This window comes from uncultured Tateyamaria sp. (assembly GCF_947488715.1).
In the GTDB taxonomy this organism is placed as follows: domain Bacteria; phylum Pseudomonadota; class Alphaproteobacteria; order Rhodobacterales; family Rhodobacteraceae; genus Tateyamaria.
On the sequence record NZ_CANLAG010000007.1, the window covers coordinates 37,103 to 62,892 of the forward strand.

The 25,790-nt window shown below is 61.4% G+C and carries 27 protein-coding genes and 1 tRNA gene; 11 read left to right on the forward strand and 17 right to left on the reverse strand.

All coding sequences use genetic code 11. The annotated features are described in order from the left end of the window. Positions 1-44: 44 nt before the first annotated feature. The 3 genes from Q0936_RS15670 to Q0936_RS15680 are packed head-to-tail and all read left to right on the forward strand — an operon-like array spanning position 45 to position 1,478. Positions 45-797: a heme ABC transporter permease gene (locus tag Q0936_RS15670; RefSeq protein ID WP_299292625.1), complete on the forward strand. Its 753-nt coding sequence runs from the start codon at positions 45-47 to the stop codon at positions 795-797. Next, positions 794-946, forward strand: a complete 153-nt coding sequence (gene ccmD, locus Q0936_RS15675) for a heme exporter protein CcmD (RefSeq protein ID WP_299144870.1) — start codon at positions 794-796, stop codon at positions 944-946. The genes Q0936_RS15670 and ccmD overlap by 4 nt, the downstream gene beginning before the upstream one ends. Further along, the gene (locus tag Q0936_RS15680; RefSeq protein ID WP_299144871.1) at positions 939-1,478 is read left to right on the forward strand and encodes a DsbE family thiol:disulfide interchange protein; all 540 of its coding nucleotides are present in this window, start codon (positions 939-941) and stop codon (positions 1,476-1,478) included. The genes ccmD and Q0936_RS15680 overlap by 8 nt, the downstream gene beginning before the upstream one ends. Positions 1,479-1,648: 170 nt before the next feature. On the opposite strand, the gene acnA is transcribed toward Q0936_RS15680, so the two are convergent. After that, on the reverse strand, positions 1,649-4,336 hold the full coding sequence (gene acnA / locus Q0936_RS15685) for an aconitate hydratase AcnA (RefSeq protein WP_299292623.1): 2,688 nt from the start codon (positions 4,334-4,336) through the stop codon (positions 1,649-1,651). A gap of 248 nt (positions 4,337-4,584) precedes the next feature. On the opposite strand from acnA, the gene Q0936_RS15690 reads away from it, so the two are divergent. Beyond that, the gene (locus Q0936_RS15690) at positions 4,585-5,277 is read left to right on the forward strand and encodes a thioredoxin family protein (RefSeq protein WP_299144873.1); all 693 of its coding nucleotides are present in this window, start codon (positions 4,585-4,587) and stop codon (positions 5,275-5,277) included. Between the two features lie 11 nt (positions 5,278-5,288). Here the strand turns inward: Q0936_RS15690 and Q0936_RS15695 are convergent, their stop codons facing one another. The 6 genes from Q0936_RS15695 to purB form a co-directional block, all read right to left on the reverse strand. Next, positions 5,289-6,194 (reverse strand): lysophospholipid acyltransferase family protein, encoded by a 906-nt coding sequence (locus Q0936_RS15695; RefSeq protein WP_299292622.1) that lies wholly within the window; start codon positions 6,192-6,194, stop codon positions 5,289-5,291. A 23-nt stretch (positions 6,195-6,217) separates the two neighbouring features. Further along, on the reverse strand, positions 6,218-7,081 hold the full coding sequence (locus Q0936_RS15700) for a DMT family transporter (protein ID WP_299292619.1): 864 nt from the start codon (positions 7,079-7,081) through the stop codon (positions 6,218-6,220). Positions 7,082-7,151: 70 nt separating this feature from the next. After that, positions 7,152-8,225, reverse strand: coding sequence for a FliG C-terminal domain-containing protein (locus tag Q0936_RS15705; RefSeq protein WP_299144879.1), 1,074 nt, complete (start codon positions 8,223-8,225; stop codon positions 7,152-7,154). A gap of 70 nt (positions 8,226-8,295) precedes the next feature. Then, positions 8,296-8,901 carry a tetratricopeptide repeat protein gene (locus Q0936_RS15710; RefSeq protein WP_363323265.1) on the reverse strand — a complete coding sequence of 202 codons (606 nt, stop codon included), beginning with the start codon at positions 8,899-8,901 and terminating at the stop codon, positions 8,296-8,298. 84 nt (positions 8,902-8,985) lie between these two features. After that, complete coding sequence (locus Q0936_RS15715; RefSeq protein ID WP_299144883.1) at positions 8,986-9,150, reverse strand: adenylosuccinate lyase; 165 nt, start codon at positions 9,148-9,150, stop codon at positions 8,986-8,988. Positions 9,151-9,299: 149 nt separating this feature from the next. Continuing rightward, entirely contained in the window at positions 9,300-10,607 is a 1,308-nt protein-coding gene (gene purB, locus Q0936_RS15720) for an adenylosuccinate lyase (RefSeq protein WP_299292617.1), read from the reverse strand. A gap of 84 nt (positions 10,608-10,691) precedes the next feature. On the opposite strand from purB, the gene Q0936_RS15725 reads away from it, so the two are divergent. Next, complete coding sequence (locus tag Q0936_RS15725) at positions 10,692-11,024, forward strand: hypothetical protein (RefSeq protein ID WP_299292614.1); 333 nt, start codon at positions 10,692-10,694, stop codon at positions 11,022-11,024. Beyond that, positions 10,993-11,427 carry a DUF6314 family protein gene (locus tag Q0936_RS15730; protein WP_299292612.1) on the forward strand — a complete coding sequence of 145 codons (435 nt, stop codon included), beginning with the start codon at positions 10,993-10,995 and terminating at the stop codon, positions 11,425-11,427. Before Q0936_RS15725 ends, Q0936_RS15730 begins: the two co-directional genes overlap by 32 nt. Here the strand turns inward: Q0936_RS15730 and Q0936_RS15735 are convergent. Next, entirely contained in the window at positions 11,396-11,662 is a 267-nt protein-coding gene (locus Q0936_RS15735) for a DUF6455 family protein (protein ID WP_299292610.1), read from the reverse strand. The genes Q0936_RS15730 and Q0936_RS15735 overlap by 32 nt on opposite strands. Positions 11,663-11,810: 148 nt before the next feature. Here Q0936_RS15735 and Q0936_RS15740 point away from each other — a divergent pair, with 148 nt between their 5' ends. Continuing rightward, positions 11,811-12,410 (forward strand): biotin transporter BioY, encoded by a 600-nt coding sequence (locus tag Q0936_RS15740; RefSeq protein WP_299292608.1) that lies wholly within the window; start codon positions 11,811-11,813, stop codon positions 12,408-12,410. A gap of 115 nt (positions 12,411-12,525) precedes the next feature. On the opposite strand, the gene Q0936_RS15745 is transcribed toward Q0936_RS15740, so the two are convergent. Further along, positions 12,526-13,761: a bifunctional alpha/beta hydrolase/OsmC family protein gene (locus Q0936_RS15745; RefSeq protein WP_299292606.1), complete on the reverse strand. Its 1,236-nt coding sequence runs from the start codon at positions 13,759-13,761 to the stop codon at positions 12,526-12,528. Positions 13,762-13,913: 152 nt separating this feature from the next. Then, positions 13,914-15,254 carry a dimethylsulfonioproprionate lyase DddP gene (dddP, locus tag Q0936_RS15750; protein ID WP_299292604.1) on the reverse strand — a complete coding sequence of 447 codons (1,341 nt, stop codon included), beginning with the start codon at positions 15,252-15,254 and terminating at the stop codon, positions 13,914-13,916. 143 nt (positions 15,255-15,397) lie between these two features. On the opposite strand from dddP, the gene Q0936_RS15755 reads away from it, so the two are divergent. Then, complete coding sequence (locus Q0936_RS15755) at positions 15,398-16,159, forward strand: DUF3445 domain-containing protein (protein WP_299292602.1); 762 nt, start codon at positions 15,398-15,400, stop codon at positions 16,157-16,159. Here Q0936_RS15755 and Q0936_RS15760 read toward each other — a convergent pair. From Q0936_RS15760 to Q0936_RS15775, 4 genes are all read right to left on the reverse strand, one after another. Further along, positions 16,156-16,599, reverse strand: coding sequence for a glyoxalase superfamily protein (locus Q0936_RS15760; RefSeq protein ID WP_299292600.1), 444 nt, complete (start codon positions 16,597-16,599; stop codon positions 16,156-16,158). The two genes, Q0936_RS15755 and Q0936_RS15760, sit on opposite strands and share 4 nt — an antisense overlap. 193 nt (positions 16,600-16,792) lie before the next feature. Further along, on the reverse strand, positions 16,793-17,602 hold the full coding sequence (locus Q0936_RS15765; RefSeq protein ID WP_299292598.1) for a lytic transglycosylase domain-containing protein: 810 nt from the start codon (positions 17,600-17,602) through the stop codon (positions 16,793-16,795). A 492-nt stretch (positions 17,603-18,094) separates the two neighbouring features. Next, positions 18,095-19,498, reverse strand: a complete 1,404-nt coding sequence (gene glnA, locus Q0936_RS15770; protein WP_299144905.1) for a type I glutamate--ammonia ligase — start codon at positions 19,496-19,498, stop codon at positions 18,095-18,097. A gap of 33 nt (positions 19,499-19,531) precedes the next feature. Beyond that, positions 19,532-19,870 carry a P-II family nitrogen regulator gene (locus Q0936_RS15775; RefSeq protein WP_299144907.1) on the reverse strand — a complete coding sequence of 113 codons (339 nt, stop codon included), beginning with the start codon at positions 19,868-19,870 and terminating at the stop codon, positions 19,532-19,534. Between the two features lie 173 nt (positions 19,871-20,043). Between Q0936_RS15775 and Q0936_RS20395 the strand changes: the two genes are divergently transcribed. After that, positions 20,044-20,796, forward strand: a complete 753-nt coding sequence (locus Q0936_RS20395) for an NAD(P)H-hydrate epimerase (protein ID WP_363323264.1) — start codon at positions 20,044-20,046, stop codon at positions 20,794-20,796. Then, positions 20,789-21,697 (forward strand): NAD(P)H-hydrate dehydratase, encoded by a 909-nt coding sequence (locus Q0936_RS20400; RefSeq protein ID WP_366524886.1) that lies wholly within the window; start codon positions 20,789-20,791, stop codon positions 21,695-21,697. Before Q0936_RS20395 ends, Q0936_RS20400 begins: the two co-directional genes overlap by 8 nt. On the opposite strand, the gene Q0936_RS15785 is transcribed toward Q0936_RS20400, so the two are convergent. Then, positions 21,694-22,197 carry a Hint domain-containing protein gene (locus Q0936_RS15785; protein WP_299144909.1) on the reverse strand — a complete coding sequence of 168 codons (504 nt, stop codon included), beginning with the start codon at positions 22,195-22,197 and terminating at the stop codon, positions 21,694-21,696. The genes Q0936_RS20400 and Q0936_RS15785 overlap by 4 nt on opposite strands. Positions 22,198-22,324: 127 nt before the next feature. Between Q0936_RS15785 and Q0936_RS15790 the strand changes: the two genes are divergently transcribed. Beyond that, positions 22,325-22,409: transfer RNA gene (locus Q0936_RS15790), tRNA-Leu, on the forward strand. 127 nt (positions 22,410-22,536) lie between these two features. On the opposite strand, the gene Q0936_RS15795 is transcribed toward Q0936_RS15790, so the two are convergent. Together Q0936_RS15795 and Q0936_RS15800 are read right to left on the reverse strand one after the other, a co-directional pair. Further along, positions 22,537-22,719 (reverse strand): helix-turn-helix domain-containing protein, encoded by a 183-nt coding sequence (locus Q0936_RS15795; RefSeq protein ID WP_299292596.1) that lies wholly within the window; start codon positions 22,717-22,719, stop codon positions 22,537-22,539. Positions 22,720-22,954: 235 nt separating this feature from the next. Then, complete coding sequence (locus Q0936_RS15800) at positions 22,955-25,393, reverse strand: calcium-binding protein (protein WP_299292594.1); 2,439 nt, start codon at positions 25,391-25,393, stop codon at positions 22,955-22,957. Between the last annotated feature and the right edge of the window lie 397 nt (positions 25,394-25,790).

The following is a 25,790-nucleotide window of genomic DNA, read 5'->3' on the forward strand; positions in this document are numbered from 1 at the left end:
TCATGTGGATTGAGAACCGTGCTGTGAGGGATTAGGTACGAGCCATGTCACTTTGGGAATATGCCAATCCGGTCAAGTTCTTGCGCCTCAGCGAACGGGTGATGCCGTGGCTGTGGGTGGGGGCGGCGCTGTGCCTTGTGGTGGGGCTGGTCTGGGGGTTCTTTTTTACCCCGGATGACTTCCGCCAGGGATCGACGGTCAAGATCATCTATCTGCATGTGCCTGCGGCGCTGATGGCGATCAATGCGTGGTTCATGATGCTGGTGGCGTCGCTGATCTGGATCATCCGGCGGCACCATGTGTCGGCGCTGGCGGCGCGTGCGGCGGCCCCGGTGGGGGTGGTGATGACGTTGATTGCTCTCTTTACCGGTGCGATCTGGGGCCAGCCGATGTGGGGCACGTGGTGGGCGTGGGACCCGCGGCTGACATCGTTCTTGATCCTGTTCCTGTTTTACCTGGGCTATGTCGCCCTGTGGGAGGCCATCGAGGACCCCGACACCGCCGCTGATCTGACGTCGATCCTGTGCCTTGTGGGCACGGTTTTTGCGGTGCTGAGCCGCTATGCGGTGAACTTCTGGAACCAGGGGCTGCATCAGGGGGCGTCGCTGAGCCTTGATAAGGAAGAGAACGTGGCGGACGTCTTTTACCAGCCGCTTTTGGTGTGCATCGGTGGCTTTGTACTGCTGTTCTTTGCGCTGGTGCTGTACCGCACGGGCACAGAGATCCGTGTGCGGCGGACCCGCGCGTTGATGGCGCGCGAAGCCAGTGGCGCACCGCTGCGGACAGAGGGGGTGTGATGCCGGATCTTGGCAAATATGCGGATGCTGTTCTGTCGGCCTATGCCGTGTCCATTGCGCTGTTGGCGGCCATTGTCGTGCTGAGCCTGTGGCGGGGACGCCGGGTGCGGGCGGAGATGGAAGACGTGGAGCGGCGGCGGGATGGCTAAAGTCTCTCCGTTGATGCTAGCGCCGATTGGCATTTTTGCGGGCTTTGTCACGCTGGCGGCTGTGGGCATGTTTCGGGACAATCCGAACGAGCTGCCGTCCACCCGTGTCGGGGCTGCGGCACCGGAGATTGTGGCGGCGGACCTGCCGGGATTTCCGGCGGTCGCACCCGGTGATCTGACGCGCGGAGACGTGACGCTGGTCAATTTCTGGGCGTCCTGGTGCCCGCCTTGCCGCGCGGAACACCCGAAACTGCTGGAAATGGCGGCAGAGGGCCTTCCGATCATCGGCGTCAATTTCCGCGATCAGGTGGCACCTGCCTCGCAATACCTGACTGATGATGGCAACCCGTTTTCGGGTGTGGCCTTTGACCCCAATGGGGTGGCCGCGATCGAGTGGGGCGTCACCGCGCCGCCTGAAACATTCATCGTTGATGGGGATGGCACAGTGCTGTTCCGCTATATCGGCCCGCTTGTCGGGTCCGACTACGAACAACGGTTCCTGCCGGAACTGGAAAAAGCGTTGTCAAATTGAGCGCCTGACGGCGCATTCCATTCTTTGCCGCGCAGTCTTCATTGTTCTTCAAATATGCACGGCCGTTCGTTTGGGCGATCACCGTCTTTTGCATATTTATTGGAACAATGAAGCAAAAGGCCCCGCGCATTTCTGCCGGGGCCTTTCGGTTTTTTGGACTTACGCCAGCCTTACGCGGCTGAGGCGAGGTTGCGCAGCACGTAGTGCAGGACGCCGCCGTGTTCGATGTATTCGATCTCGATCGCGGTATCGATCCGGCATTTGAGCATGATCTCTTTGGTCGAACCGTCAGCCATTGTGATGGTGCAGGGCACCTCTTGCAGGGGCTGGATGGTGTCGAGGCCGGAGATGGACACTTTTTCCTCGCCGGTCAGGCCGAGTTTCTTGCGGGTGTCGCCGTTTGTAAACTCGAACGGGATCACGCCCATGCCGACGAGGTTGGAGCGGTGGATACGCTCGAAGCTCTCGGCGATGACGGCCTTGACGCCAAGCAGCGCTGTGCCTTTGGCCGCCCAGTCGCGGGACGAGCCTGCGCCGTATTGTTCGCCGCCGAAGATCACCAGAGGTGTGCCTGCTTCTTGATGCGCCATGGCAGCATCGAAGATCGAGGTTTGTTCGCCATCGGGGCCTTTGGTGTAGCCGCCCTCAACCCCGTCGAGCATCTCGTTCTTGATGCGGATGTTGGCGAAGGTGCCGCGCATCATGATCTCGTGGTTGCCGCGGCGGGAGCCGTAGGAGTTGAACTCGCGTGGAGCCACTTGCCGTTCAGTGAGGTAGCGGCCTGCGGGGGTGCTTTCCTTGAACGAGCCTGCGGGCGAGATGTGGTCGGTGGTGATCATGTCGCCGAGGATGGCCAGCACTTTGGCGTCTTCGATGTTGGTGATCACGCCCGGTTCGGGCGACATGCCCTGGAAATAGGGCGGGTTCTGCACGTAGGTCGAAGTGGGCGGCCAGTCGTAGGTTTTCTGGTCCGTGGTTTCCACGCCCTGCCATTTTTCGTCGCCTTTGAAGACGTCCGCGTATTTGGTTTGGAACGCTTCGCGGGTCACGGTGGCTTCGACCAATTCGGCGACCTCTTGGGACGAGGGCCAGATGTCTTTCAGGAAGACGTCATTGCCGTCCTTGTCGGTGCCAATGGCGTCGGTCGCGAGGTTGATGTCGAGCGTGCCGGCCAGCGCGTAGGCCACCACCAGTGGTGGCGAGGCGAGGTAGTTGGCGCGCACGTCGGGCGATATGCGCCCCTCGAAGTTACGGTTGCCGGACAGGACGGAGGTGGCCACCAGGTCGCCGTCGGCGATGGCTTTGCTCAGCTCGGGCTGGATCGGGCCGGAGTTGCCGATGCAGGTGGTGCAGCCGTAGCCCACGAGGTTGAAGCCGATGGCGTCGAGGTCCTCTTGCAGGTCTGCGGCCTCAAGATAGGCGGAGACGACCTGGGAGCCGGGGGCGAGGGAGGTCTTGACCCACGGTTTGCGGTTCAGACCCAGCGCGCGGGCCTTGCGGGCCACGAGGCCTGCGCCGATCATCACGTAGGGATTCGACGTGTTGGTGCACGACGTGATGGATGCGATCACCACTTTGCCCGATTCCATGGTGTAGTCCTCGCCCTCGACGGCGATTTCCTTGCCCATGGGGCGTTTGAACGTCTCTTCCATCTCTTTGCGGAAGGCGGTCTGGCCGTCGGTGAGGGCCACGTAGTCCTGCGGGCGTTTGGGGCCCGAGATCGCGGGCACGATGGTGCCCATGTCGAGGTGCAGGGTGTCTGTGTAGACGGGCGCGTAGTCGTCGCCACGCCAGAAGCCGTTTTCCTTGGCGTAGGCTTCGACCAGCGCGATGCGGTCCTCGTCGCGGCCTGTGTTGCGCAGGTAGCGGATGGTCTCATTGTCGATCGGGAAGAAGCCGCAGGTGGCGCCGTATTCGGGGGCCATGTTGGCGATGGTCGCCCGGTCAGCCAGTGGCAGGCGGTCGAGACCTTCGCCGTAGAATTCCACGAACTTGCCCACAACGCCTTTGGCGCGCAGCATTTCGACGACTTTCAGAACGAGGTCGGTGCCGGTGGTGCCTTCCATCATGGTGCCGGTCAGCTCGAAGCCGATGACTTCGGGGATCAGCATGGAGATCGGTTGGCCCAGCATCGCGGCTTCGGCCTCGATCCCGCCGACGCCCCAGCCGAGGACGGCGGCGCCGTTGACCATGGTGGTGTGGCTGTCAGTGCCGACCAGCGTATCGGGGTAGGCGACTTCGGCCCCGTTCTGGTCCTGATCGGTCCAGACGGTTTGCGCCAGATATTCGAGGTTCACCTGGTGGCAGATGCCGGTGCCGGGGGGCACAACGCGGAAGTTGTTGAAGGCGGACTGGCCCCATTTCAGGAACGTATACCGCTCCATGTTGCGCTCGTATTCGCGGTCCACGTTCATCTGGAAGGCGCGCGGGTTGCCGAATTCGTCGATCATGACCGAGTGGTCGATGACCAGGTCGACCGGGTTCAGCGGGTTGATTTTCTCAGGGTCGCCGCCCAGAGCCACGAGGCCGTCACGCATGGCGGCAAGGTCGACAACGGCAGGCACGCCGGTGAAGTCCTGCATTAGCACGCGGGCCGGGCGGTAGGCGATTTCGCGGGGGTTCTTGCCACCTTTGGCGCCCCATTCGGCGAAGGCCTTGATGTCGTCGACACTGACCGTCTTGCCGTCTTCGAACCGCAGCATGTTTTCCAGCACCACCTTGAGGGCGGCGGGCAGGTTCGAAAAGTCACCCAGACCAGCGGCGGTTGCGGCGGGGATCGAGTAATAGTCGATGGACTGGCCGCCGACGGTCAGCGTCTTGCGGGCCTTGGCGGTATCTTGACCAACGGTAATGGGCATGGAGGTTTTCCTTTCCTAGGGACGGATGGGGCAACGATTGGGTGCGTCTTGCCTGATGCGCGGCTTTCAATCAACCGGAATTGGGGGCTGTGCGACGTTTTTGTATACCATGGTGTACAATTTGAGAACGCAATCCTGTGATCGGGCTGACACAACTGCTCAACAAACCTTGATTGGCGGGTCTGGACGCAGTTGCATATGTGTGGTCAGCAACACCCCTGATCGCAACGAAGGATAGCCCCGTCCTGATGAAACATTTATCCGCTTTGGCCTTTGGACTGTTCACCGCAATGAGCGCGCCCGCGTGGGCGCAGTCGCCTGTGGTGGTCGAGCTGTTTACCTCTCAGGGATGCTCGTCCTGCCCGCCGGCGGATCGGCTGATGCACGAGTTGTCGGGGCGTGACGACGTGATCGCTCTGGCGCTGCACGTGGACTATTGGGACTATATCGGCTGGAAAGACGAGTTTGCGGACCCGAATTATTCCAAGCGACAAAGGGGCTATGCCATCGAGGCGGGCCGCAGGTCGGTCTACACCCCGCAGATGATCATCAATGGGGTGACGGATATTGTGGGCGCGCGGCCGATGGAGTTGTCCAAGGCCATTGCCGATCACGCGGCCAAGCCGTCGCTGGTGGATCTGGCGGTGAGCAAGTCGGGGGATGCGGTCAAAATCTCGGCCACGACCGGCCATCGCGGCGGGCCTTTGCTGGTCCATATGGTGCGGTATCAACACGAGCGGACGGCAAATATCACCCGTGGTGAGAACGCAGGCCACACGCTGAGCTATGCCAATGTCACGCAGGACTGGAAGATCCTTCAGGAATGGGACGGCGTGACCGACCTGTCGCTGGAGGCGCAGGCGCCCGGCGATTATCCGCTGGTGGTCATGATCCAGGAAGGGCGGCACGGCCCCATTCTGGCGGCGGCGCAGATCAAGTAGTGCGCAGCGCCTCAGTCGACATAGACTTCGTCGGTGCGCCAGCGGCGCGCCACCCACAACCACTGTTCGGGGTTGGCGCGGATGCGCGCGCCGATGCTGTCATTCATGGCCTGGGTCATGGTTTCGGCGTCCGAGTGTGGAATGGGGTCCTCCATCACACAGTCAAAGCTGATGCCGTCGGCCTGCCGGATGCCGTAGAACGGGATGAGCAGCGCGTCATAGCGCAGCGCCAGTTCGGCAGCGGACACGGCTGTGCGCGCGGGGCGGCCCAGAAAGTCGAGGATCGGCGCGCGTTGCACGTGTTGATCAAAGAGTAGCACCAACTGGCCACCGCCCTTGAGGTGGCGCACAAAGCCTGCGGTGCCTTTGCGCCCCTGGGCAAAGACCGGGCCGCCGAACGCCTGCATCGTGCGCACGTAGTGGGCGTTGAAATAGGGGTTGGACATGTCGCGGTAGAGGCCGCCGACATCAAACCCGCGGCTGACGAGGGCCGCGCGCACGGCCTCGTAGTTCCCGAAATGCCCGGTGACGAGGATGACGGGTTTGCCGCTGGCGGCGGCCTCTGACAGGTGCGCGAGGCCGGGGCCGGCGATGTCGGCGCCGGTCTGGCGCGCAAGCAGGGCGCGAGTCGAATAGTTTTCGATCAGTGTGCGGCCCGCGTTGTCGAGGCTGGCGCGGGCGATGCGGCGGTGTTCGGCGTGGGGCAGGTGCGGCAGGATCATGGCCACGTGTTCTTCGGCGCGGCGCAGGAACCCGGCCACCGGGCCAATCAGGCGCGACAGGATCCAGCCCATGAACGGCACGCGCCAGCGGTATGGCAGAGCCAGCGCCGCACCGATGCAGCCCCGCGCCACCGCATTGGTGGCAAGGTATCCCGCCTTGGTCCCAAGGGGCAGATCATCGGGGTCGTGTCGCATGGCAGCCTGTCACGGGGCGGGCGCTACGTGGCCCGCGTTTCTCGGTGCCAGACATAAATCCCCGCACCCGCGATCACAAGCGCGCCGATCAGGGTCAGGACGTCAGGTCGTTCGCCAAAGAGGACCAGCCCCCAGAGCACGGCAAAGACGAGGCCGGTGTAGTTGAACGGCGCAAGCAGCCCGGCCTCGGCCATCGAGAGCGCGCGGATCAGCATGAGTTGCCCGGCGGTGCCAACTGCGCCGATCACGCACATCAGCGCGATGCTCTGCCCGGTCAGCGGTTGCCAGTGCAGGGGCATGATGCAGGTCAGGATCACGGACCCCACGAGGCCGGTGTAGAAAAGCGAGGTCCAGACGTCTTCGTCCGGGCCAAGGCGGCGGGTGATGAGCGTGTAGCTGGCAAAGCAGAAGGCGGCGATGAGGGGCAGGAGGCTGGCGGGTTGAAACACCTCTGAGCCCGGTCGGATCACGATCAGCGCGCCGACGAGGGCCACGAGGATGGCGATGATGCGGCGCGGTCCCAGCGCCTCGCCCAGAAACAGTGCACCACCGAGGGTGATGAGGAGCGGGTTCATCGACATCACGGCCGTTGCCTCGGCGAGACCGATCTGTCCCAGGGCGAGAAAGAAGAAGAACGTGGCCAGCATCAGCAGGACCGAGCGGGCAATTTGCAGTTTCGGATACTGGCTTTGGGCGACGCGGGTCAGGCGGGGGGCCACAAGGATCACGACGATGACCATCTGCCCCGCATAGCGCGCCCAGAGCGCGGGCAGGGTGCCGGTCATGGGCGAGACGGCCTTGACCGCGACGTCCATCAGGCCAAAGCACAGGATGGCAGCGACCGTCAGCAGGATCGCGCGGCTTTGGCTGGTATTTGGTTGGGTCATGGGCGGGCCATAGTCGGTTTGCCCGCGAAAGGAAATGCCAAGTGACGCTGTGCGCGTGGGCGGTGTGGGCCTAGTCCTCTTCTTCGGTGACGAGCATCAATTCGCCCGAAGCCTCCATGCTGCGGATGGTGGCGACGATGCTGGACATGGCGTCGTCGACATCGCCGGTCTTGGGCGTGCCGGCCTCTGCCACCTCTTCGCGCAACTGATCGGCGAGGCGGGCGGACATGTTGCTGAGGATGAACTCGGAACTGGCCTCCATCCCCATGGCGGGGGCACCGGCGATGGCGGTGACAAGTGCCTCTTGCTCGACATCGCGCAGGATGCGGGGGATGTCGCGGGGGGCAATACGGCTTGGGATGTTGGCAAAGGTAAAGATTGCCTTGCGGACAGCATTTGCGAAGCCTTCGTCCTTTTCATCGAGCCCTGCGAGCATGTCATCACGGGTGGTCGTGGTGGAGGAGTTGAGGATCGCACCCACGCGGGCGACGGGGCCGTCATCAAAGGCGCGCAAGGGGCGCGCGTCCATCTGGGTCGCCAGCGACAGGCCAATCCGTTCAACGGCGTCGGGCGTCACCGCACCGGTCATCGACACGGCATAGGTGATCTGGCGGGCGCGGGGACCGGGCATCTTGCCCAGCAATTCGGCGGCTTTGGACACGTCGAGCTTGGACAGCATGACGGCGGCGATCTCGATGCTTTCTTCTTCGAGGATGGGCAGGAGCAGCTCTGGCCCCATCTCGCGGATGCGCGCCCATGGATCGCCGGTTTCGCGCACGCCCGCCTCTTTGCGCAGGCGTTCGGCGGTCTGGCGGCTGATTTTGCCGTCGAGCGCGGACAGCGCGCCCGCGATGCCACCGGGAAAGGACAGGCCGATGCGCTCGACCTCTTCGGCAAATTCGCCCACCACGTCGTGCAGCGTGTCACGGTCGACAACGCGCATGTTGCCCATGGCGGTGGTCAGGTGCGCCTGCAATTCCTCTGGCAGGTCCTCGAGGGGGATGTCCGCGCCCTCGTTCAGCAAGAGCCGCACCACAATGGCCGCCTTGGCCCGGCGGCTGAGAGGGGGTGCGGTGCGCAAAGAAGAACCGCCGCCCATCTGCATCGGAGCAGGGGCGGCGGACATGGGAACCAATTCGGTCATGTCCTGCCTCGAAACTGTATATCGCGTTTCTGGCAGGCAATGGTTGAGAAACCCTCAACCGGTCATGGCATCAGTAGCTGTAGGTTGTCCCTGTTTCGATGGCCGAGCGCAGCGATGCTTCGGCCCATGTGCCTGCGCCACCGCGGGCCTGAATTTCGCGCAACTGGGTGCGGGCGGCGATCTTGTCACCGGCGGCGACCTTGCCCTGACCCATGTAGGAGCGTGCCAGAATGTTGTCGGGGTTCAGCGTCAGCGCCTGCTCGTAGTAAAGGTTGGCCTGTTCGAGGTTGCCCAGCTTGCGTGCGGTAAAGCCGCGATAGGTCAAGACCTTGTCATCAAGCTGTTCGGGCATCTGGTCGAGGACCTGAATGGCTTCGTTGTAGCGGCCCGCATAGGCCAGTTCGCGCACGGCCTTGTAGAGCGTGTCGCTGTCGAGATGCGATGTCTTGTCGGGGCGCACGCATTTGCGCAGGTTCGCGTCCCACACACCGTTCACGGGCTGGGAAAATCGCACGAAGGCCTTGGTCTCGGGATCCCACTGGCGGGCCTTGAAACAGTCCTGAGTGGTTTCGGTCTTCTTGGGTTTCGCGGTGTTGTCGCTGCCCGCGGCGAAGCCGGTTGTCGGCAGGGCCAAGGGCAGTGTAAGGGCGGTGGCGAGGGCAAGTGTACGCAGCATGTCTGGTCTCCGATTGGACGCGTTGGGTTCGATACATAGACAACCCGACGCGTCCGGATTTTATGCGATCACGAAAACGTGAGGTCAGCCGGTGGTGGCCACGCAGCTGTTGGTGGCGGCGTCATAGGAGGTGCCAGCCGCACAGGACATCGCCTGTTGATCGTGCTTGCCATAGTTGCAGCCCATCGCAAGGCTGAGCGTGGGGGCGAGGGTGAGGGCCAGTGCCACGGCGAGGGTCTTGGTCTTCATCGGTCGTCTCCTTTTGATTGGATGCACAGAGGGTAGGGCACCAGAGGCATTCTGCAAAAGGAAATCGACGCAGGCCGCTTTGCCACGCGGTCTGTTGCGCAAGGCGTCAGCGCGGCGGGTGGTCAAAATGCCGTCCGCCGCGCTGGGTTTCAGTCTTGGCCGAACACGCGGGCAAAGATCGTGTCCACATGTTTGGTGTGATACCCGAGGTCGAATTTCTCTTCGATCTCTTCGCGGCTGAGGGCGGCGGTCACGTCGGCATCGGCCAGCAGTTCTTCTTTGAAGTCGGTGCGGTGTTCCCAGACCTTGAGCGCGTTGCGCTGCACATAGGCGTAGGCGTCTTCGCGGCTGACACCGGCCTGGGTCAGGGCCAGCAGCACCCGTTGGCTCATCACGAGGCCGGGGAACTTGTTCATGTTCTCGAGCATGTTCTCGGGGAAGATCAGCATCTTGTCGACCACGCTGGTGAGACGTGCGAGCGCGAAATCGAGCGTGATGGTGGCGTCAGGCCCGATCATGCGTTCGACAGAGGAATGCGAGATGTCGCGTTCGTGCCAGAGGGCCACGTTTTCCATGGCGGGGATCACGGCGGAGCGGACCATGCGGGCCAGACCGGTGAGGTTTTCGGTCAGCACGGGGTTTTTCTTGTGCGGCATCGCGCTTGAGCCCTTTTGGCCCATGGAGAAGAATTCGGCCCCCTCCAGCACTTCGGTCCGTTGCATGTGGCGGATTTCGACCGCGATGTTTTCGATCGAGCTGGCGACGACACCCAGTGTCGCAAAGAAGGCGGCGTGGCGGTCGCGGGGGATGACCTGGGTGCTGATGGGTTCGGGGACCAGACCCAGTTTGTCGCAGACGTGCTCTTCGACGCCGGGATCGACATTGGCGAAGGTGCCGACCGCACCGCTGATTGCGCCGGTGGCAATCTCGGCGCGCGCGTCGCGCATACGCGACAGGTTGCGGTCCATTTCCGCGTAGAAGCGGGCAAAGGTCAGGCCCATGGTGGTGGGTTCGGCGTGGATGCCGTGGCTGCGACCGATGCGGGGGGTGTCCTTGTGTTCCATCGCGCGGCGCTTGAGGGCGGCCAGCAGCCCTTCGAGGTCTGCGATGAGGATGTCGGCGGCGCGGGTCAGTTGCACGTTGAAACAGGTGTCCAGCACGTCCGAGGAGGTCATGCCCTGGTGGACAAAGCGCGCCTCGTCGCTGCCGACATGTTCGGCCAGGTGCGTCAGAAAGGCGATGACGTCGTGTTTGGTCACGGCCTCGATCTCGTCGATGCGGGCCACGTCGAATTCGACGTCCTTGGCCTTCCACACGGCGTCGGCGTTTTCGCGGGGGATCACACCGAGGTCAGCCATGGCGTCACAGGCGTGTGCCTCGATCTCGTACCAGATGCGGAACTTGGTGGCCGGTTCCCAGATCGCAACCATGTCGGGGCGGGAATAGCGTGGGATCATGTCGGGGCACCTTTTTGTGACTGTCGGATTGCTCGCCGCGCTCTTAGACTGCGCGCCACGTAACGACAAGATGAAGGCCCCGATATGAGACGCTTTGCCCTGATCATTGCCTGTTTGGCTGGCCCTGCGGCGGCTGGGGAGTGGACCGCGCTGCGTGGTGCGGAGATTTCGGAGGCGCTGACGGGGCGCACGCTGGCCTATCCGGACACGACGCAGGATTTCCGGGCGTCGGGCCGCACGCTCTATATCTACAAGGGGCGGGAAAGCTGGGGCTATTGGCGGGTTGAGGGCGATGCCTATTGCAGCCAGTGGCCGCCCAATGACCTGTGGGCCTGTTATGGCATGGACCGTCAGGGGGACAAGTTGCGGTTTGTGGGAGAGGGCGATGACATCACCGAAGCCGTTTATGCCGACTGAGCGTCAGCTTGGGGATTTTGTTGGATCGTGGACCCTGTCGCGCAGCATCACCCCGGCGCAGGGCGCGCCGGCGCGGTTCGAGGGCGAGGCCCGTCTGAGCCGCACGGCGGATGGTGCCGCATATGCGGAGGCGGGTGTTTTGTACCTGGAGGGTGCCGCCCCCATGAAGGCGGAGCGGCGATACCGCTGGGCGGAGGATTTGAGCGTGTTCTTTGAAGACGGCCGGTTTTTCCACAAGGTCCCGGCCATGGGCGGGCGCACGACGCATTTCTGCGATCCCGACACCTATACGGTGGACTATGATTTCAGCGCCTGGCCGGTGCATACGGTGCGCTGGACGGTGAAGGGGCCGCGCAAGTCCTATGTGATGGTCAGTCGCTATGCGCCGGTGGCAGCGCCATAAGCGCCTGCGCGTTTGGGCAGAAGTCGGGTGGGGTGTCGAGGTGGAGCATTGTGGCTTGCAGCCGCGCGCATCCGGCTTGATCGGGGCAGGTTGCACAGCGACAGACCAGCGCGCGGGCATATTGCGCCTGTGCAGCGGTGGCATGGGCACCCGGTGCCACAAACGACCGGTGCAGGCGGGTCAGCATTCCGGTCATCAGGTCCGCGCTTTGGGCGAGGGGGTGGATCAGGGGCATGGGGGTCTCCGGCATTTTGGGCAGGTCTGAACCTTTGCACGGATATGGTTGCGCTACCTTGATGTGGATCAAGCGGCTTTGCGCTTGCAGAAACCGGTGTGGATTGGCACAACCTGCGCAGAATTTATGATCGGACAGGTGAGGTCTCATGGAATCGACGTGGAATAACAAAGTGCTGAGCGATATGTTTGGTGCAAACGAGGGCACGGCCCTGCGCCTCAAGCAGGTGGCTTTGGTGGTGCTGGGTGTTGTGCTTCTTGCGGTTGCAGCAAAGATCAAGGTGCCGATGTGGCCCGTTCCGATCACCATGGGCACCTTTGCGGTTCTGACCATTGGTGCCGCCTATGGCGCGCGCCTCGGGCTGGTGACGATCCTGGCTTATATGATCGTGGGCGCGCTGGGCTTTGACGTCTTTGCCGGGTCGTCGGCAGAGAAATTTGGTCTGACCTACATGATGGGCGGCACAGGCGGCTATCTGGTGGGCTACGTGCTGGCCACGTTGGCGCTGGGCGCGCTGGCGCAGCGCGGCTGGGACCGGTCGGTTGTGTGGATGGCGCTGGCGATGCTGATTGGCAACGTGCTGATCTATGTGCCGGGTCTGGCGTGGCTGGGTCAGCTTTATGGCTGGGACAAGCCGATCCTGGCCTGGGGTCTGACACCGTTCCTCGTGGGTGACGCGATCAAGCTGGCACTGGCGGCGCTGGTGCTGCCAGCGGCGTGGAAACTGGTGGGCCGCGCGCGCGGCTGATCCCGACATGGGCCGGGGGTGATCCCGGCTTGTTTAAAAATTGAGAGGCGCGGCCCCTGACGGGTCCGCGCCTCGTTTCATTCCGGGACGGCTTCGGGCCTGAGCCCTTTTGCGGTCAGGACGGCACCAGCACCCCGTCCGACGGAACCAGTTCCGTCAGGACCTTGGAGGTGCGTTCGAGCGTGCGGTGCACCGGGCATTTGTCAGCGATTTCCAGCAGCCGTGCGCGCTGGTCGTCGTCGAGTGTGCCAGTCAGGGTGATGCGGCGTTTCCATTCGTCGATCTTGTCTGCGGATGTGGTGCCGGCGTCCTGGGCGTGGACCTTGTTGTGGCTGACATCGACAGACACGTGTTTGAGCGGCCAGTCCTTACGGCGGGCATACATGCGGATGGTCATCGACGTGCAGGCGGCCAGCCCGGCGGACAGCAGCCCGTAGGGTGACAGGCCCTGATTGGTGCCGCCATAGGCACGGGGTTCGTCGGCCAGAATGTGGTGGCGCGTGCCGTGGGTGATGTCCTGAAGGTATCCGTTGGGGTCTGCCTCTGAGCTGCGCACGATGCCTTCGGGCGCGCCGATGGGCGGGGCGGGCGGCTTGAGCGCCAGGTATTTCTTGGCCCAGGTCGAGATGATGTCGGCGGCGTATTCGGCATGATCGGCGTTGGTGATCAGGTGATCGGCATCGTCCAGTGTCACAAAGCTCTTGGGGTGCTTGGCGGCCATGAAGATCTCGCTGGCATTGTCGATGCTGACAATGGTGTCGCGGGGGGCGTGCAGGATCAGCAGCGCGGCATTCAGCCGGGTGATCGCGGGTTGCAGCCGTTCGTCGGCGACGTCCTCGACAAAGGTTTTGCCGATGCGGAAGGGGCGCCCGCCCAGCGACACTTCGGCCTCGCCCTTTTCCAGGATCTCGGGCAGGGCGGAAGAGAAGTTATGGGTGACATGGCCCGGATCAAAGGGCGCGCCCAGCGTGGCGACGGCCTTGATCTGGTCCAGTTTGGCCGTGGCTTTGAGAACGGCGGCACCGCCCAGGCTGTGCCCGATCAGCAGCGACGGGGGCATGTCGCGGCTGTTGAGGTAGGCCACCGCCTGTTCGAGGTCCTGCACGTTGGAGGTAAAAGACGTGTTGGCAAATTCGCCGTCGCTGTGGCCCAGCCCGGTGAAGTCGAACCGCAGCACGGCGATGCCCATGGTGGTCAGCCGCGCGGCGACGCGGCGGGCGGCGGGGATGTCCTTGCCACAGGTGAAACAGTGCGCAAACACGGCCGTGGCCAGGTGCGGGCCTTCGGGCAGGTCCAAACGGGCGTCCAAAGTGCCAGCGTGGCCGGGAAAAGAAATGCGTTCTGTGGGCATGGGTGTCTCCTCTGGCCAAGAGAATGGGGACATTGGCGCATCAGGGGAAGGGGCTGTAATACGCCCTCACGCGGAGGTGTTATACAATTCAGCCCCGTGCTGCTGTCTCATGTCTTTGGTGGTCGCGATGCGGGAGACCGCCCTGAGGTGCGTCACTGTCCCATGAGGGCGGGGTCAAACGGGTAGCTGATGAGGTTTTCAAAGCCGTCCTCGGTGATCAGCACCTGGTCCTCGAGCTTGATCGAGAAATCGCCGCCAACCTCGCCCACCGCCGCCTCGACGCAGAGCACCATGCCCGGTTCGAGCGCATAGTCGAACGAGCCCGGCACGGCCTTGTCGGGGTACTGGACCAGCGGCCACTCGTCACACAGGCCCACGCCGTGCATCAGGCAGCCGTATTTCTGGGCCTGGAACTTGTCGTCAAGCACGTGGGTGCCTGCGGTCAGTTCAGGCACGGTGATGCCGGGGCGCAGCATGTCCATGTTCTGCATGATGTGTTCGTGGGCGTGCTGCATGGCGTAGACCATGTCGGGGCGCGGTTTGGCATTGCCGATCCACCAACTGCGCGAGATGTCGACGCAGATGCCGTAGGCGCCAACGAGATCGGTGTCGAAGGAGATGATCTCGTTTTGTTGGCAGATGCGCGGCCCACATTCCTGAAACCATGGGTTTGTGCGCGGTCCGGAACTGAGCAGACGGGTCTCGATCCATTCGCCGCCGCGTTTGATGTTCTCGGCGTGCAGGACGGCCCAGATGTCATCCTCGCAGGTTCGGCCGTCGCCCACGTTGGCACGGGCGAAATCCTCCATCGCTTGCACGGATGCCTCGCAGGCGTGGACCGCGCAGCGCATGGCCTTGATCTCGTCCGGGCCTTTGACAGAGCGCGATTTTTCGGTGACTTCCTCGCCGTCCATGACGGTGAATCCCTGTGCTTCGATGGCGCGCAGGCCGTGGACCATGGGTTTGTCGATGGCCAGCCGGTTCAGGCCCGGCGCGTGTTCCGACAGGATTTCGCGGACGGCGTTGGCAAAGGCATCGGCGGCCACGTCGACCTTGTCGCCGCGGTCAAAGTAGAACAGGTCCGCGCCGTGCCGAACCTCGCGCACCAGCGGGTTGAAGGACGACAGGAAGGGCGCGTTCTTGTAGTCCCAGATCACCATGTAACCGTCAGCACAGAGCAGAACGGCGCGGAACGGGTTGTGGGTGTTCCAGAGCTGCATGTTGGTGGAATCGGTTGCATAGCGGATGTTGAGCGGGTCGAACATCAGCAAGCCGGCATAGTCGCGGTCGACAATGTGGCGCGTCAGGCGGTCCCAGCGGAACCGGCGCATGGCGTCCAGATTGGGCAGTTGCAGACCCGCCTCCGCCCATTCGTCAAAGGCCAGACGGGTGGGTCCGATTTCGATCCGGTCCGCGTCATTGGGTGTGCCATCGCCCAGAACCGCGCCGCGAGACGGGTCGATTTTGCGCGTATCCCTGTGGTGCTGGTTCATTGCGTGTCCTCCCTTTGGGTCAGCGTGCCGCGATTTTTGGCGGCAAAAATGCCCGTTTCCGACTTGGATCGGGCGTTTTTTGGCTTTGGCTGGGGGACCTGCGCGGGCTGGAAGGTGGCGAGGTGTTGTGCCAGCATGCTGGAATGACTGAGACTTTGCAGCGCGTTTTGCCGGATGACATGCAGATTGGCCGCCGGTTGCCGGGGATTTTGCCCGAGACCGGCCCGTGGTTGCGGGTGGATGAGGCCTATGCCGGGCAGATGGCGCATCGGGAGGAATTGATCCGCACGCGGCCCGACAGTGTGCTGTACCTTGATCCGATGGCTATGCCAGCGGCGGTCGAACTGTTGGAGGTGGTCTGTGACGTGCTGCCTGGGCTGGGATTTGAGGTCGGGGCAGAGGCCATCAGCTGCCCGGATGGGCGGCAAGTGAGGGTCGCAAAAGATGCGCCCATGGCGACGCTGGGGCGGCTGTGCCAGTGCGACTTTGTGCTGATGCAGAAGCGGGGGGCAGAGCACGTGCTGACCGGGGCGGTCCTGTGCTTTCCGGCGTCGTGGCACCTTTCGGAAAAGGCGGGGCGTCCGTTGATCGACATCCATGCGCCGGTTGAGGACTATTCCGACGATGTGGCACGGCGGGTGCAGCGTCTGTTTGACGGGATACAGGTGGGTCGGCCGCTGTGGCGGTTCAATCAGCTTTGGTATGAGGATCCCGAGCTGTTTCAGCCGCGCAGCGCCGCCGAGCCGCGCAGGGTGGGAGCGGGGTCGCGCACCGGGCCCTATTACCGGTCAGAACGTCAGACCCTGATCCGCCTGCCACAAAGCAACGCGGTTGTGTTTGTGATCCACAGCTACGTTTTGCGGCAGGCGGATGTGCCGGGGGTGGTGTCGGGCGCGCCGGATTAGGCGCCGGACCATGCGTCGTTGATCCGCACGTGAGGCTGTCCGTCCGATGTGGCGCGGGGTGACACGCCCTGCATGTTCACGATGCAATTCACCTGACGCCGGAACGCCGAGAAATGCGGCGAGGTCACAACGTCAATCGCCTCGTCAAACCGCAAGGTCAGCGCGTGGCGGCCACCGGGCATCAGACGCGCGGCGCGGATGGTGGCCGCGAACCGGTGGCCCAGATAGCGGCCCGTCACCCGCTGACCGGGGTGATACCCCGGCTGGGCGTCGTCCTGCGCCCGCGCGCTCAGGGTGTTCCAGTCGCGCGCACCCCATTGATGCGCCACGGCTTCGAGGGCCTGGGCATGGGAAAAGGGCGTGCCGTTGGTGGTGATGGCCGAGCGCAATCGTTTGGCCTGCGCCTTGAGCGCACTGCGTGAGGGAAGGGGGATATCCATATCCGTCTCCATTCAATCAGCGGTCGCGTGTTGTGGTGGCGTCTGGGGCTCCGCGTTGCCGTGCCTGCGACCTGTCAAATGGGTCTATCCGTCAGGCTTCACCATGAATGCGGAGGGCAGGGGCCTGATCCCTATGCCGGCCATGTAGTCGACGCATCGACCCTTGGCAAGGGGGACCAGGCCGGTAGAGGCGCTACCCGTCGATGCGCGCGCCCATGATGGCAATCGCCTGCTGATACACGGTGGCGGCGTTCCACTGTTTGATCACAGCGAAATTGGGCTGGCCCTCTTGGTACCCTTTGCCGGGTTTCCAACCCTTTTGGCGCAGGAAGTTGGCCGTGGAAGCAAGAGCATCCGTCTGGTTGTAGAAGTCGACACGCCCGTCGCCATTGGCGTCCACGCCGTATTTCAGTGCGTTGCCGGGCAGGAACTGCGTATGCCCCAGCTCGCCGTGCTTGGCCCCTTTGGTGGCGCCGGTGATGGCACCCTGATCCACCAGTTTCAGCGCACCGATGGCGTGTGGTTTGAAGAAATCAGAGCGGCGGCAGTCGTAGGTCAGCGTCACAATCGCGGACACGACCGCGCTGTCGCCCATGAACCCGCCAAAGGCCGTTTCCATGCCGTGAATGGCAATCAGAACGCCCGCAGGCACGCCGTATTGCCGCTCGAGGGCGGCGTAGAAATCGGGGCTGCGTGCTTTGCGTTTGCGGCCCTGGGCCACGATCGTGTCAGCGCCGCGCACCTGCATGAACTTGGACAGGGAATAGCGGAACGATTTTTGATTGCGGTCCGCCGCGATGGTCCGGGTGGCATAGGTTGCGTCGTTCAACGCCTGCAGGCCACGTGCGCCCACACCGGCGCGTTTCGCCTCGGCCGCAAAGCCGGGTTTCCACCCTGCAAAGCCACCACCGTCATTTCCGCACTTGGCCGCAACCGCGCCCGCAGACACCACGACACATGACGCGGCAAGCAAGGCTGCGCGCAATTTCTTCTGTTGGTACATGTTACTACTCCCACCCGTTCTGGAGGCTCAGGCTATCGCGCTCGTCGGTGGGGCCAAAGTCAAAAAACAAAAAATATGGTTTACGGCAGGTAGGTCACGATCATGTGCAGACCCATGATTACTGATGCTGCAACGCAAACTCGGAAGCAAAATTGAGTTGTCGTCATTTTATGTCACCGTTCAAAAAGTAGAGGTTAAACAAGGTCATGGTCTGCCTCTTGCGAGGTGCTTGCAAGTAAGGAATTCACGACCTTTGCCGCAACGCGGCATTCCGGCGGATTGCCGCCACTTTTTTCAACCCATGCCAATCTGTGCGTGTGTCCTGACCGCCAGGCGATTGATTTCGTCTCATTTTTTGGCGCGCGTCCACTGGCTGTGGTCCGCGTTTTGCGCTGGGTTTGCGCTCGCCTTGGGTTGATTCGCCCACCCGGTCGCGACACAAAAAAAGGGCGCCGCAACGGGCGCCCTTTCGAGTGTGACTGCTGGGGAGGATCAGCAGCTGTAGTACATGCCGAACTCAACCGGGTGCGGTGTGTGTTCGTATGTTTCGATCTCTTCCATCTTCAGCGCGATGTAGCCTTCGATCTGGTCTTTGGTGAACACGTCACCGGCCAGCAGGAAGTCCATGTCCGCTTCCAGCTCGGTCATTGCTTCGCGCAGCGACCCGCAGACGGTTGGGATACCGGCCAGCTCTTCTGGGGGCAGATCGTAGAGGTCCTTGTCCGAAGGCTCGCCCGGATGGATCTTGTTCTGGATGCCGTCGAGGCCGGCCATCAGCAGGGCCGCAAAGCACAGGTAGGGGTTCGCCGACGGATCGGGGAAGCGTGCCTCAACCCGCTTGGCTTTGGGCGACTCGGTCCATGGGATCCGGACGCAGCCCGAACGGTTGCGGGCCGAGTAGGCGCGCAGCACGGGGGCTTCGAAGCCGGGGATCAGACGCTTGTAGCTGTTGGTCGATGGGTTGGTGAAGGCGTTCAGGGCCTTGGCGTGCTTGAGGATGCCGCCGATGAAGAACAGCGCCTCGTCCGACAGGTCCGCATACTTGTCGCCCGCAAAGAGCGGTTTGCCGTCTTTCCAGATCGACATGTTCACGTGCATGCCTGTGCCGTTGTCGCCCGCGATGGGTTTCGGCATGAACGTGGCCGACTTGCCATAAGCAGCGGCGACGTTGTGGATGACGTATTTGTATTTCTGCAGCTCGTCGGCCTGTGTGGTCAGGCTGTCAAAGATCAGGCCCAGCTCGTGCTGGCAGGACGCCACTTCGTGGTGGTGCTTGTCGACCTTCATGCCCAGACGTTTCATGGTCGAGAGCATCTCGGAGCGCAGGTCCTGGCTTTCGTCCGTGGGGTTCACGGGGAAGTAGCCGCCCTTGACGCCGGGACGGTGGCCCATGTTGCCCATCTCGTACTCGGTGTCGGTGTTCCAGGATGCATCTGTTGCATCAACTTCGTAGGATACCTTGTTGATCGAGTTGGAATAACGCACGTCGTCGAACAGGAAGAATTCCGCTTCGGGGCCCATGTAAGCCACGTCGCCGATGCCTGTTGATTTCAGGTAAGCTTCGGCTTTTTCGGCGGTGCCGCGCGGGTCACGCTCGTAAGCTTCGCCGGTGTCGGGCTCGACGATGGAGCAGTGCACGCAGATTGTTTTCTCGGCGTAGAACGGGTCGACATAGGCGCTGTTTTGGTCGGGCATCAGCTTCATGTCGGAGGCTTCGATGGATTTCCACCCAGCGATGGACGAGCCGTCAAACATGAAACCTTCTTCGAGGAAGTCTTCGTCGACCTGATCCGCCATGACGGTCACGTGCTGCAGCTTGCCGCGCGGGTCGGTGAAGCGGATGTCGACGTACTCTGCGCCTTCTTCCTTGATGAGATCGAGAACGGGGTTAGCCATTTCGGGAAAGTCCTTCCTGTCTTTAGGGTAGAGTTAGAGCGCGTCCGAGCCGGTCTCGCCGGTACGGATGCGGATGGTTTGTTCGATGGGCGTGACAAAAATCTTGCCGTCGCCGATTTTCTCTGTCTTGGCCGCGTCAACGATGGCGGCGATGGCTGCGTCGACCTGATCGTCGTCCAGCACAACCTCGACTTTGACCTTGGGCAAAAAGTCCACGACGTATTCTGCGCCACGGTAGAGTTCGGTATGACCTTTTTGGCGGCCGAACCCTTTGACCTCGACAACGGACAGGCCTTGAACGCCGACCTCTTGCAGGGCCTCTTTCACTTCATCAAGTTTGAAGGGCTTGATGATTGCTTCGATCTTTTTCATGGGGCTTGCCTCCCTTTGCCGCGCCTTGTCTGGGATGGACCATTTCTGGGTTTGGAACGTCCATGGGATGCGGTAGAGATTGTCGGGGATAAAGTGCAATTGGCGCATGCGCGGGCATAAATTGTGCAGTGCGCACAAAAAACGGGCAAAATGAAAACTTTGGGGATTTGCGTGTGACAGAGTTGCTGACCGCCGCCCAAATGCGGGCGCTAGAGCAGGCCGCAATTGAGTCGGGGCAGGTGACGGGCCTCGAGTTGATGGAGCGCGCAGGCGCCGGTGTGGTCGAAGCAGTTTTCGAGGAATGGTCGGAATTGGGTGAGCGTGCACACCGCGCGGTGGTGCTGTGTGGGCCGGGCAACAATGGCGGCGACGGGTTTGTCGTCGCGCGGTTGCTGAAGGTGCGTGGGTGGGATGTTGAGGTGTTTTTCTATGGCGATGCCGAAAAGCTGCCGCAGGATGCACGCGAGAACTTTCGGCAATTTCTCGAGATCTGCCGGGTGAACATGCTAGGCTTCCCTCGCGCGGCATTGGACGCGCAACATGCGTTCGGTGATCAAGCAAGCCATAGAGTAGACGAATTGTCTGGAGACGAAAACGAACGAAAGCCGCCCTTTCTAGTCGTCGATGCTCTTTTTGGAATTGGGCTGGCACGTCCGATTACCGGCCTCAATGAAATCATGGTCCACATGGACTATCTTGCACTTCACCGCGGTCTTAACGCGAGCCGTTTGCTCGCAATTGACGTCCCAAGTGGTTACCACACCGATACTGGTGAGGTGATCTGGGGGCAGGACAACGGTTCCCCTGCTTTTCCAGCGATTTTCTCGGACTTGGCTGTCACCTTCCATGCACGCAAACCCGTCCATGCAGCAATTGAACGTCACGGAATGAAAACAGTAGTCAAAGACATCGGTCTGCATGGTTAGCACACCAACCAACCAATCCTCCGGAACGTTAGCCCAGGATGCGGTACAGGCTGTTGAAGCGCCAGGGTCATTGGCGAAAACCGCTGGTCACAAATTCGACTACGGTCACGCTCTGGTATTGTCAGGTGGTCCCGGACGCACTGGGGCCGCGCGGCTTGCGGCGCGTGGCGCGCTGCGCATCGGGGCGGGGCTGGTGACGCTGGGCGTGCCGCCCTCTGCGCAGATGGAGGCGGCGTCTCAGATCACGGCGCTGATGTTGACGCGGGTTGCGGATGCCGGAGCGTTTGAAGCGGTGCTGGAAGATGCGCGGATCAATGCACTGTGCCTAGGCCCCGGTCTGGGGTTCGAACGGGCGCGCGCGTTGGTGCCAGTGGCGGTGCGCGCAGAGCGCACACCCTACGTGGTGCTTGATGCGGATGCGTTGAGCGTTTGGGCGGATGATCCAGCCGAACTGTGCGACATGTTGCATGATCGTTGTGTGTTGACGCCCCATGGGGGCGAGTTTGCGCGGCTGTTCCCCGATATTGCCGAGAAGCTGAATGCGGTGCCGGAGCGAGGCCCGGCCTATTCCAAAGTGGATGCGACCCGAGAGGCGGCGGCGCGGTGTGGGGCAGTTGTGCTGTTCAAAGGTCCGGACACCGTGATTGCCCATCCGGATGGGCGCTGTTCGGTGCACGCGGCGGCCTATGGCCGCGTAGCGCCGTGGCTTGCAACAGCAGGGGCAGGGGACGTGCTGGCGGGGTTCATCACTGGGTTGTTGGCGCGCGGATTCGATCCGATGGCGGCCTGCGAGACGGCGGCGTGGCTGCATGTGGAATGCGCCCGCGCCTTTGGTCCCGGTCTGATCGCCGAGGATTTGCCGGAGATGTTGCCGCAGGTCTTGCGGCAACTGGACGCCTAGGCCGCAGCCGCCCCGGTCATCGACATCGCAGGCACCGACAGCTCGAGCCCGTCCGCGTAGACGACGTGCGGTGCTTCGAACCCCAGGCAGACCAGCGTCATCTCGCGCGGACCCAGCGACGTGATGAACTCATCGTCGATCAGGCAACCGGCGGGCAACACGGCCTGCGCCGCACCCCCCAAGGCACGGGCGCGCCAGTCGCGGACCAGCACCATTTGCGATGCAGGCACCATGACGTGATGCGTGGGCTTGGTATCCCCCAGCGACCCGGCGGCGATTTTCACCGCCTCTTCGGTCACGCGGATGCTGTGGAGCGCGCGCAGGGGGACATAGCCCGCGTTGCGCGTGATGATGCGATCGCCGACCGAAAGATATTCGACCGGGATTTCACCGTCTGCTGTCAATAAAAGGGTACCGGCCACCAAGCCGGTATGTGCGATTTCAGTGCGCAAAGGGGGCATCTGCCGCCCGATCTCGCGCCCGACCGTATTCGGTTTCATGGCGTCTCTTTCTGTAACCTGCCTCTAGGTTAAGGGCACGATACCTCAACAGGCCCTTAATGTCGCGTGATTTTTCGTCAATTTCGTCTCGCTTCCCTGCATGGGCTTTGCTATTGGGGCTGGTGATGCGGGCGTGGCGGAATTGGTAGACGCACCAGATTTAGGTTCTGGCGCCGCAAGGTGTGGGAGTTCGAGTCTCCCCGCCCGCACCATTCCGATCTGGCCTACTGCGCAGAGCGCTACTTGAGGCCGGTTTCGGTTTGAGGTTTCTCCTCTCACCTATACCATTTTATCCCTAATTTTATGACTTTCCGTTGGTTGTGGCAGTATGGTCCCACATCAGGCCGCACAGCCCGCCTCCAAAACCTGCTGCATTTCCTCGTGACGGACAAAGCTCATATTGCCCCGTTTGTGGATCGCAATCAGCCCCTGGGCCGCCCAGCGGCGCACGGTCCATTCGGAAACGCCGTAACGCTCCTGAACCTGGAACATGCGCGTGTAGATCGGGGCGGGTGTGGTCATGTCTGTCTCCGGAGTTATTGGGTAGGGGGTCATGTTTTGGGAACGTTGAACGGGCGGCTTTGCGAGACGTTCGGGCAAGGGAACAACGCTGGTAACTGGCAACCCGGAAAAGCGGTGAGCGACAGCCATGCGGACAGATGGCCAGTGAGTCAGTGAGTCAGTGTCGGCTCATTTGTGGCCTGGTTGAGCCCGCTGGTGGCCGAAAAGGGGCGCTATGTTGCCGGAGATGACGGGTTCAGAGAATTTCCAAGGCACCAAGTACCTCGGAAAGAGTCGTCTCAAAATCAGCGGGGCTTTGCGCCAAGTCAATGGAAAGGGTCTGCGTTATGCCGGATGCGACATCAGAAAAAGAAATCAGGATGCCCTGGGCCGTGAGCGCGACGCTTGCTGTATCAAACTCTGCTCCGCCTGCGTTGTAGAAGCGAAGAATGTCACCCCCGATTGGATCGAAATCGGTGACTGATGCGTTCGTTGACGTCCGTGTGAACTCAAAAACATCGGCACCCTCGCCACCTGTCAGCACATCGGTCCCAGTGCCTCCAAAAAGAGTGTCATTTCCGCTCCCGCCGGAAATGTTCTCATTGGCATCCGAGCCCCAGATAACATCGTGGCCTGCGCCACCGTTGATCGACAACGTCACGCCGGCGAGGCTGTAGTCAGGGCTGGTCAGGTCGATGATGTCGTCACCGCCCATGCCCCGAATAACTTCGATGTTGATAAACCGCGCAGCGCTTGCGTTGCCGTCATGATCCTCTGTCAATGCGACCGAGCTATGGAACCCGGAAAAGGCATCGTGCAGGAAGAACGCGTCACCTTCTTCACTGAGTTGAACGATATCGGCTCCAAGGCCTCCATCGATCACCGCTTCGATGTGCACAAGCCCTTCGAGATTTACCCTCGCCCCGGTGCCGACCTGCGTGTCCGAGCTGATGTTGAAGGCTTCAAAGCCGGACGTGTGATAGGTCGCACCCGTCAGCACAATGACATCGGAGCCGCGGTCACCATCCAACGCGTCGGCTCCGGTGCCAGCCATCAGTGTATCATCTCCCCGACCGCCCGACAGGCTGTCGTTGCCCGTGCCACCGTTGAGCGTGTCGTTTCCATCGGCACCATGGAGCGTGTCCGAACCGGAACCGCCAGTCACGATGTCGTCTCCTGTTCCACCGTCCAGCACATCGTTGCCACCATGGCCCGAGATGCTGTCATGGCCCGTCCCGCCATAGACCTGATCCCTGGCGCTACCCCCGACGACAGTGTCGTCGCCACCCCTCGTGATGATCGTTGTGTCAACTGCACGCGAAGTAACGAAATCATCCTCATCCGCCCGCAGGATCAAAGACCCTTCCCGGTAGACGTGGTCTGCGTGGGTCACGTCCAGACCGAACGGATATTCGGGGAATTCTGCGACAAGCTGGGACACGTTATCCAATGTGATGTGCCATAGCTGATGTGAGCCGTCGGGCATCTGAGTCGAAACAAAAATGGCTCCGTTCAACACGTCTATGGTCTCTATGTCACCTTCCGGAAGTTGGAAAGGAACCAAGGCACCGTCGACAAACAGGTAATCGGGGCTGTTTGATGGGTTGAGAAAATCCGGTTCAAAGACTCTCCCTGTTTCAACGTCGATGATGTAACGAAAACCCGGATGGTTGGTGGTCGGAATATTCCCGACCCATTCCTCAACATCACCATCCTCGTTGATTGTATACAAAGTATCCTGAAGGTTACCTGATACTGCGTAAAAAAGAACGCGATCACCGATTTCCAAGACACTTATCAAAGAGAGAGAACTGCGCAATGGCGAATGGGTATTGGTTGCAAATTCAAATTCACCATTTTCAGGGTCTACGCGGTAAAGCTCGATTCCTTGGCTGTTGGAGTTTCCGAGATAGAAATGATAGCCATTTGCGGCAAAAACAAAGAAGGGGCCCCACGCAAAGGACCCGGATAGTGTGCCGGTCAAATCTTGCCAGACATTATTTTCATTCAGAAATACGACGCGGTTGTCACCTTCCGGGCTGACAACGCGCACGTATAAAACGCCATCATCGATATAGGGTGCCGAAAAGGTTGATGCAGAAAATTCATCTGTTACGTGGCCAAAAGGTACAAAGGCGTCCTGTTCCGGAGAGTAAACGACCGGGACAAAGTTGCCCGCTTCTGTCGGTTGCGTCGTGACGACTTGCTGATGCCCATCCAACAAGTTCGGCCTCACGAAAAACTCCGTGTTCTCAGGCAAGTCCGCCACCAATCCAAACTCACCATCCATTGTGATATAGACTTCTTGATAGGCGTCACTGTCTATCCGTGCCCTGCTGGTGAAGAACTGGGTATCGCCAAATTGACCAACCCTGTTTAATCCCCGCAGAAACGACGACTGTTCACCGACACGAATATCAAGAAATAGCTCCAGGTTGTTGTCTTCCGTTATCCTGTACAGCTCAGTTCCGACCCCACCCTGGACTGCGCCAGCAATGAAACTTTCCCCAAAGACATGGAAGACGCGTCCATAGGTGGTAAATGCCTCACCACTTGCAGTCGTCAGAACGTCCATCTCACCGGTGTCACTGTTGTATCCGAACACTGCGTTCGGAGCCCCAAAACCCGATGCCGTCACGTACAAACCACCTAGAGGGTCATCGAGTTCGGACGTAACGACGTCTTGTGCTGGCATAATGGGTCTCTCCGTACGCAATAAGATGCGTGTTTATTCTCTTCAGTGTCGAAATGTACTGCATTGGGTAGAGTACAAACCGCTGCGTCAACCTCGATCATCATCTATGAGGCGCTCGAATTTATGCGCGTGCAGACGATATTTATGGATCGATGGGTGCGCGTAGATGAATGCCCTGTCCAAGCTGATGCCTCATACTGTTACTTATCGACCCAACTGGAAACGCTCAAGAACAGATAGATGAAAAGTTGTGTGCGAGACCCTTTCCCAAATTGGCAAACCGACGGGCTGTATGTTCGGTAAGTCGCTTGGAATTGCCAATTCTATTGGCACCGCAGTTTATGCTGGGCGCTACACAGTCTTTCGTTTGCGCGCACCCAAGCCTCATACTCTTTGC

Bases quoted from the DNA above. Each gene is read 5' to 3' on its own strand.
- dddP (WP_299292604.1), bottom strand. From the start codon at position 15,254: ATGAACCAGCACCACAGGGATACGCGCAAAATCGACCCGTCTCGCGGC.
- Q0936_RS15765 (WP_299292598.1), bottom strand. From the start codon at position 17,602: ATGTACCAACAGAAGAAATTGCGCGCAGCCTTGCTTGCCGCGTCATGT.
- Q0936_RS15710 (WP_363323265.1), bottom strand. From the start codon at position 8,901: ATGCTGCGTACACTTGCCCTCGCCACCGCCCTTACACTGCCCTTGGCC.
- Q0936_RS15755 (WP_299292602.1), top strand. From the start codon at position 15,398: ATGACTGAGACTTTGCAGCGCGTTTTGCCGGATGACATGCAGATTGGC.
- Q0936_RS15715 (WP_299144883.1), bottom strand. From the start codon at position 9,150: ATGAAGACCAAGACCCTCGCCGTGGCACTGGCCCTCACCCTCGCCCCC.
- Q0936_RS15740 (WP_299292608.1), top strand. From the start codon at position 11,811: ATGGAATCGACGTGGAATAACAAAGTGCTGAGCGATATGTTTGGTGCA.
- Q0936_RS15800 (WP_299292594.1), bottom strand. From the start codon at position 25,393: ATGCCAGCACAAGACGTCGTTACGTCCGAACTCGATGACCCTCTAGGT.
- Q0936_RS15775 (WP_299144907.1), bottom strand. From the start codon at position 19,870: ATGAAAAAGATCGAAGCAATCATCAAGCCCTTCAAACTTGATGAAGTG.
- Q0936_RS15735 (WP_299292610.1), bottom strand. From the start codon at position 11,662: ATGCCCCTGATCCACCCCCTCGCCCAAAGCGCGGACCTGATGACCGGA.
- Q0936_RS15695 (WP_299292622.1), bottom strand. From the start codon at position 6,194: ATGCGACACGACCCCGATGATCTGCCCCTTGGGACCAAGGCGGGATAC.
- Q0936_RS15760 (WP_299292600.1), bottom strand. From the start codon at position 16,599: ATGGATATCCCCCTTCCCTCACGCAGTGCGCTCAAGGCGCAGGCCAAA.
- Q0936_RS15700 (WP_299292619.1), bottom strand. From the start codon at position 7,081: ATGACCCAACCAAATACCAGCCAAAGCCGCGCGATCCTGCTGACGGTC.
- Q0936_RS15705 (WP_299144879.1), bottom strand. From the start codon at position 8,225: ATGACCGAATTGGTTCCCATGTCCGCCGCCCCTGCTCCGATGCAGATG.
- Q0936_RS15785 (WP_299144909.1), bottom strand. From the start codon at position 22,197: ATGAAACCGAATACGGTCGGGCGCGAGATCGGGCGGCAGATGCCCCCT.
- purB (WP_299292617.1), bottom strand. From the start codon at position 10,607: ATGATCCCACGCTATTCCCGCCCCGACATGGTTGCGATCTGGGAACCG.
- Q0936_RS15670 (WP_299292625.1), top strand. From the start codon at position 45: ATGTCACTTTGGGAATATGCCAATCCGGTCAAGTTCTTGCGCCTCAGC.
- glnA (WP_299144905.1), bottom strand. From the start codon at position 19,498: ATGGCTAACCCCGTTCTCGATCTCATCAAGGAAGAAGGCGCAGAGTAC.
- Q0936_RS15745 (WP_299292606.1), bottom strand. From the start codon at position 13,761: ATGCCCACAGAACGCATTTCTTTTCCCGGCCACGCTGGCACTTTGGAC.
- Q0936_RS15680 (WP_299144871.1), top strand. From the start codon at position 939: ATGGCTAAAGTCTCTCCGTTGATGCTAGCGCCGATTGGCATTTTTGCG.
- Q0936_RS20400 (WP_366524886.1), top strand. From the start codon at position 20,789: ATGGTTAGCACACCAACCAACCAATCCTCCGGAACGTTAGCCCAGGAT.
- Q0936_RS15730 (WP_299292612.1), top strand. From the start codon at position 10,993: ATGACATCACCGAAGCCGTTTATGCCGACTGAGCGTCAGCTTGGGGAT.
- Q0936_RS15725 (WP_299292614.1), top strand. From the start codon at position 10,692: ATGAGACGCTTTGCCCTGATCATTGCCTGTTTGGCTGGCCCTGCGGCG.
- acnA (WP_299292623.1), bottom strand. From the start codon at position 4,336: ATGCCCATTACCGTTGGTCAAGATACCGCCAAGGCCCGCAAGACGCTG.
- Q0936_RS15795 (WP_299292596.1), bottom strand. From the start codon at position 22,719: ATGACCACACCCGCCCCGATCTACACGCGCATGTTCCAGGTTCAGGAG.
- Q0936_RS15690 (WP_299144873.1), top strand. From the start codon at position 4,585: ATGAAACATTTATCCGCTTTGGCCTTTGGACTGTTCACCGCAATGAGC.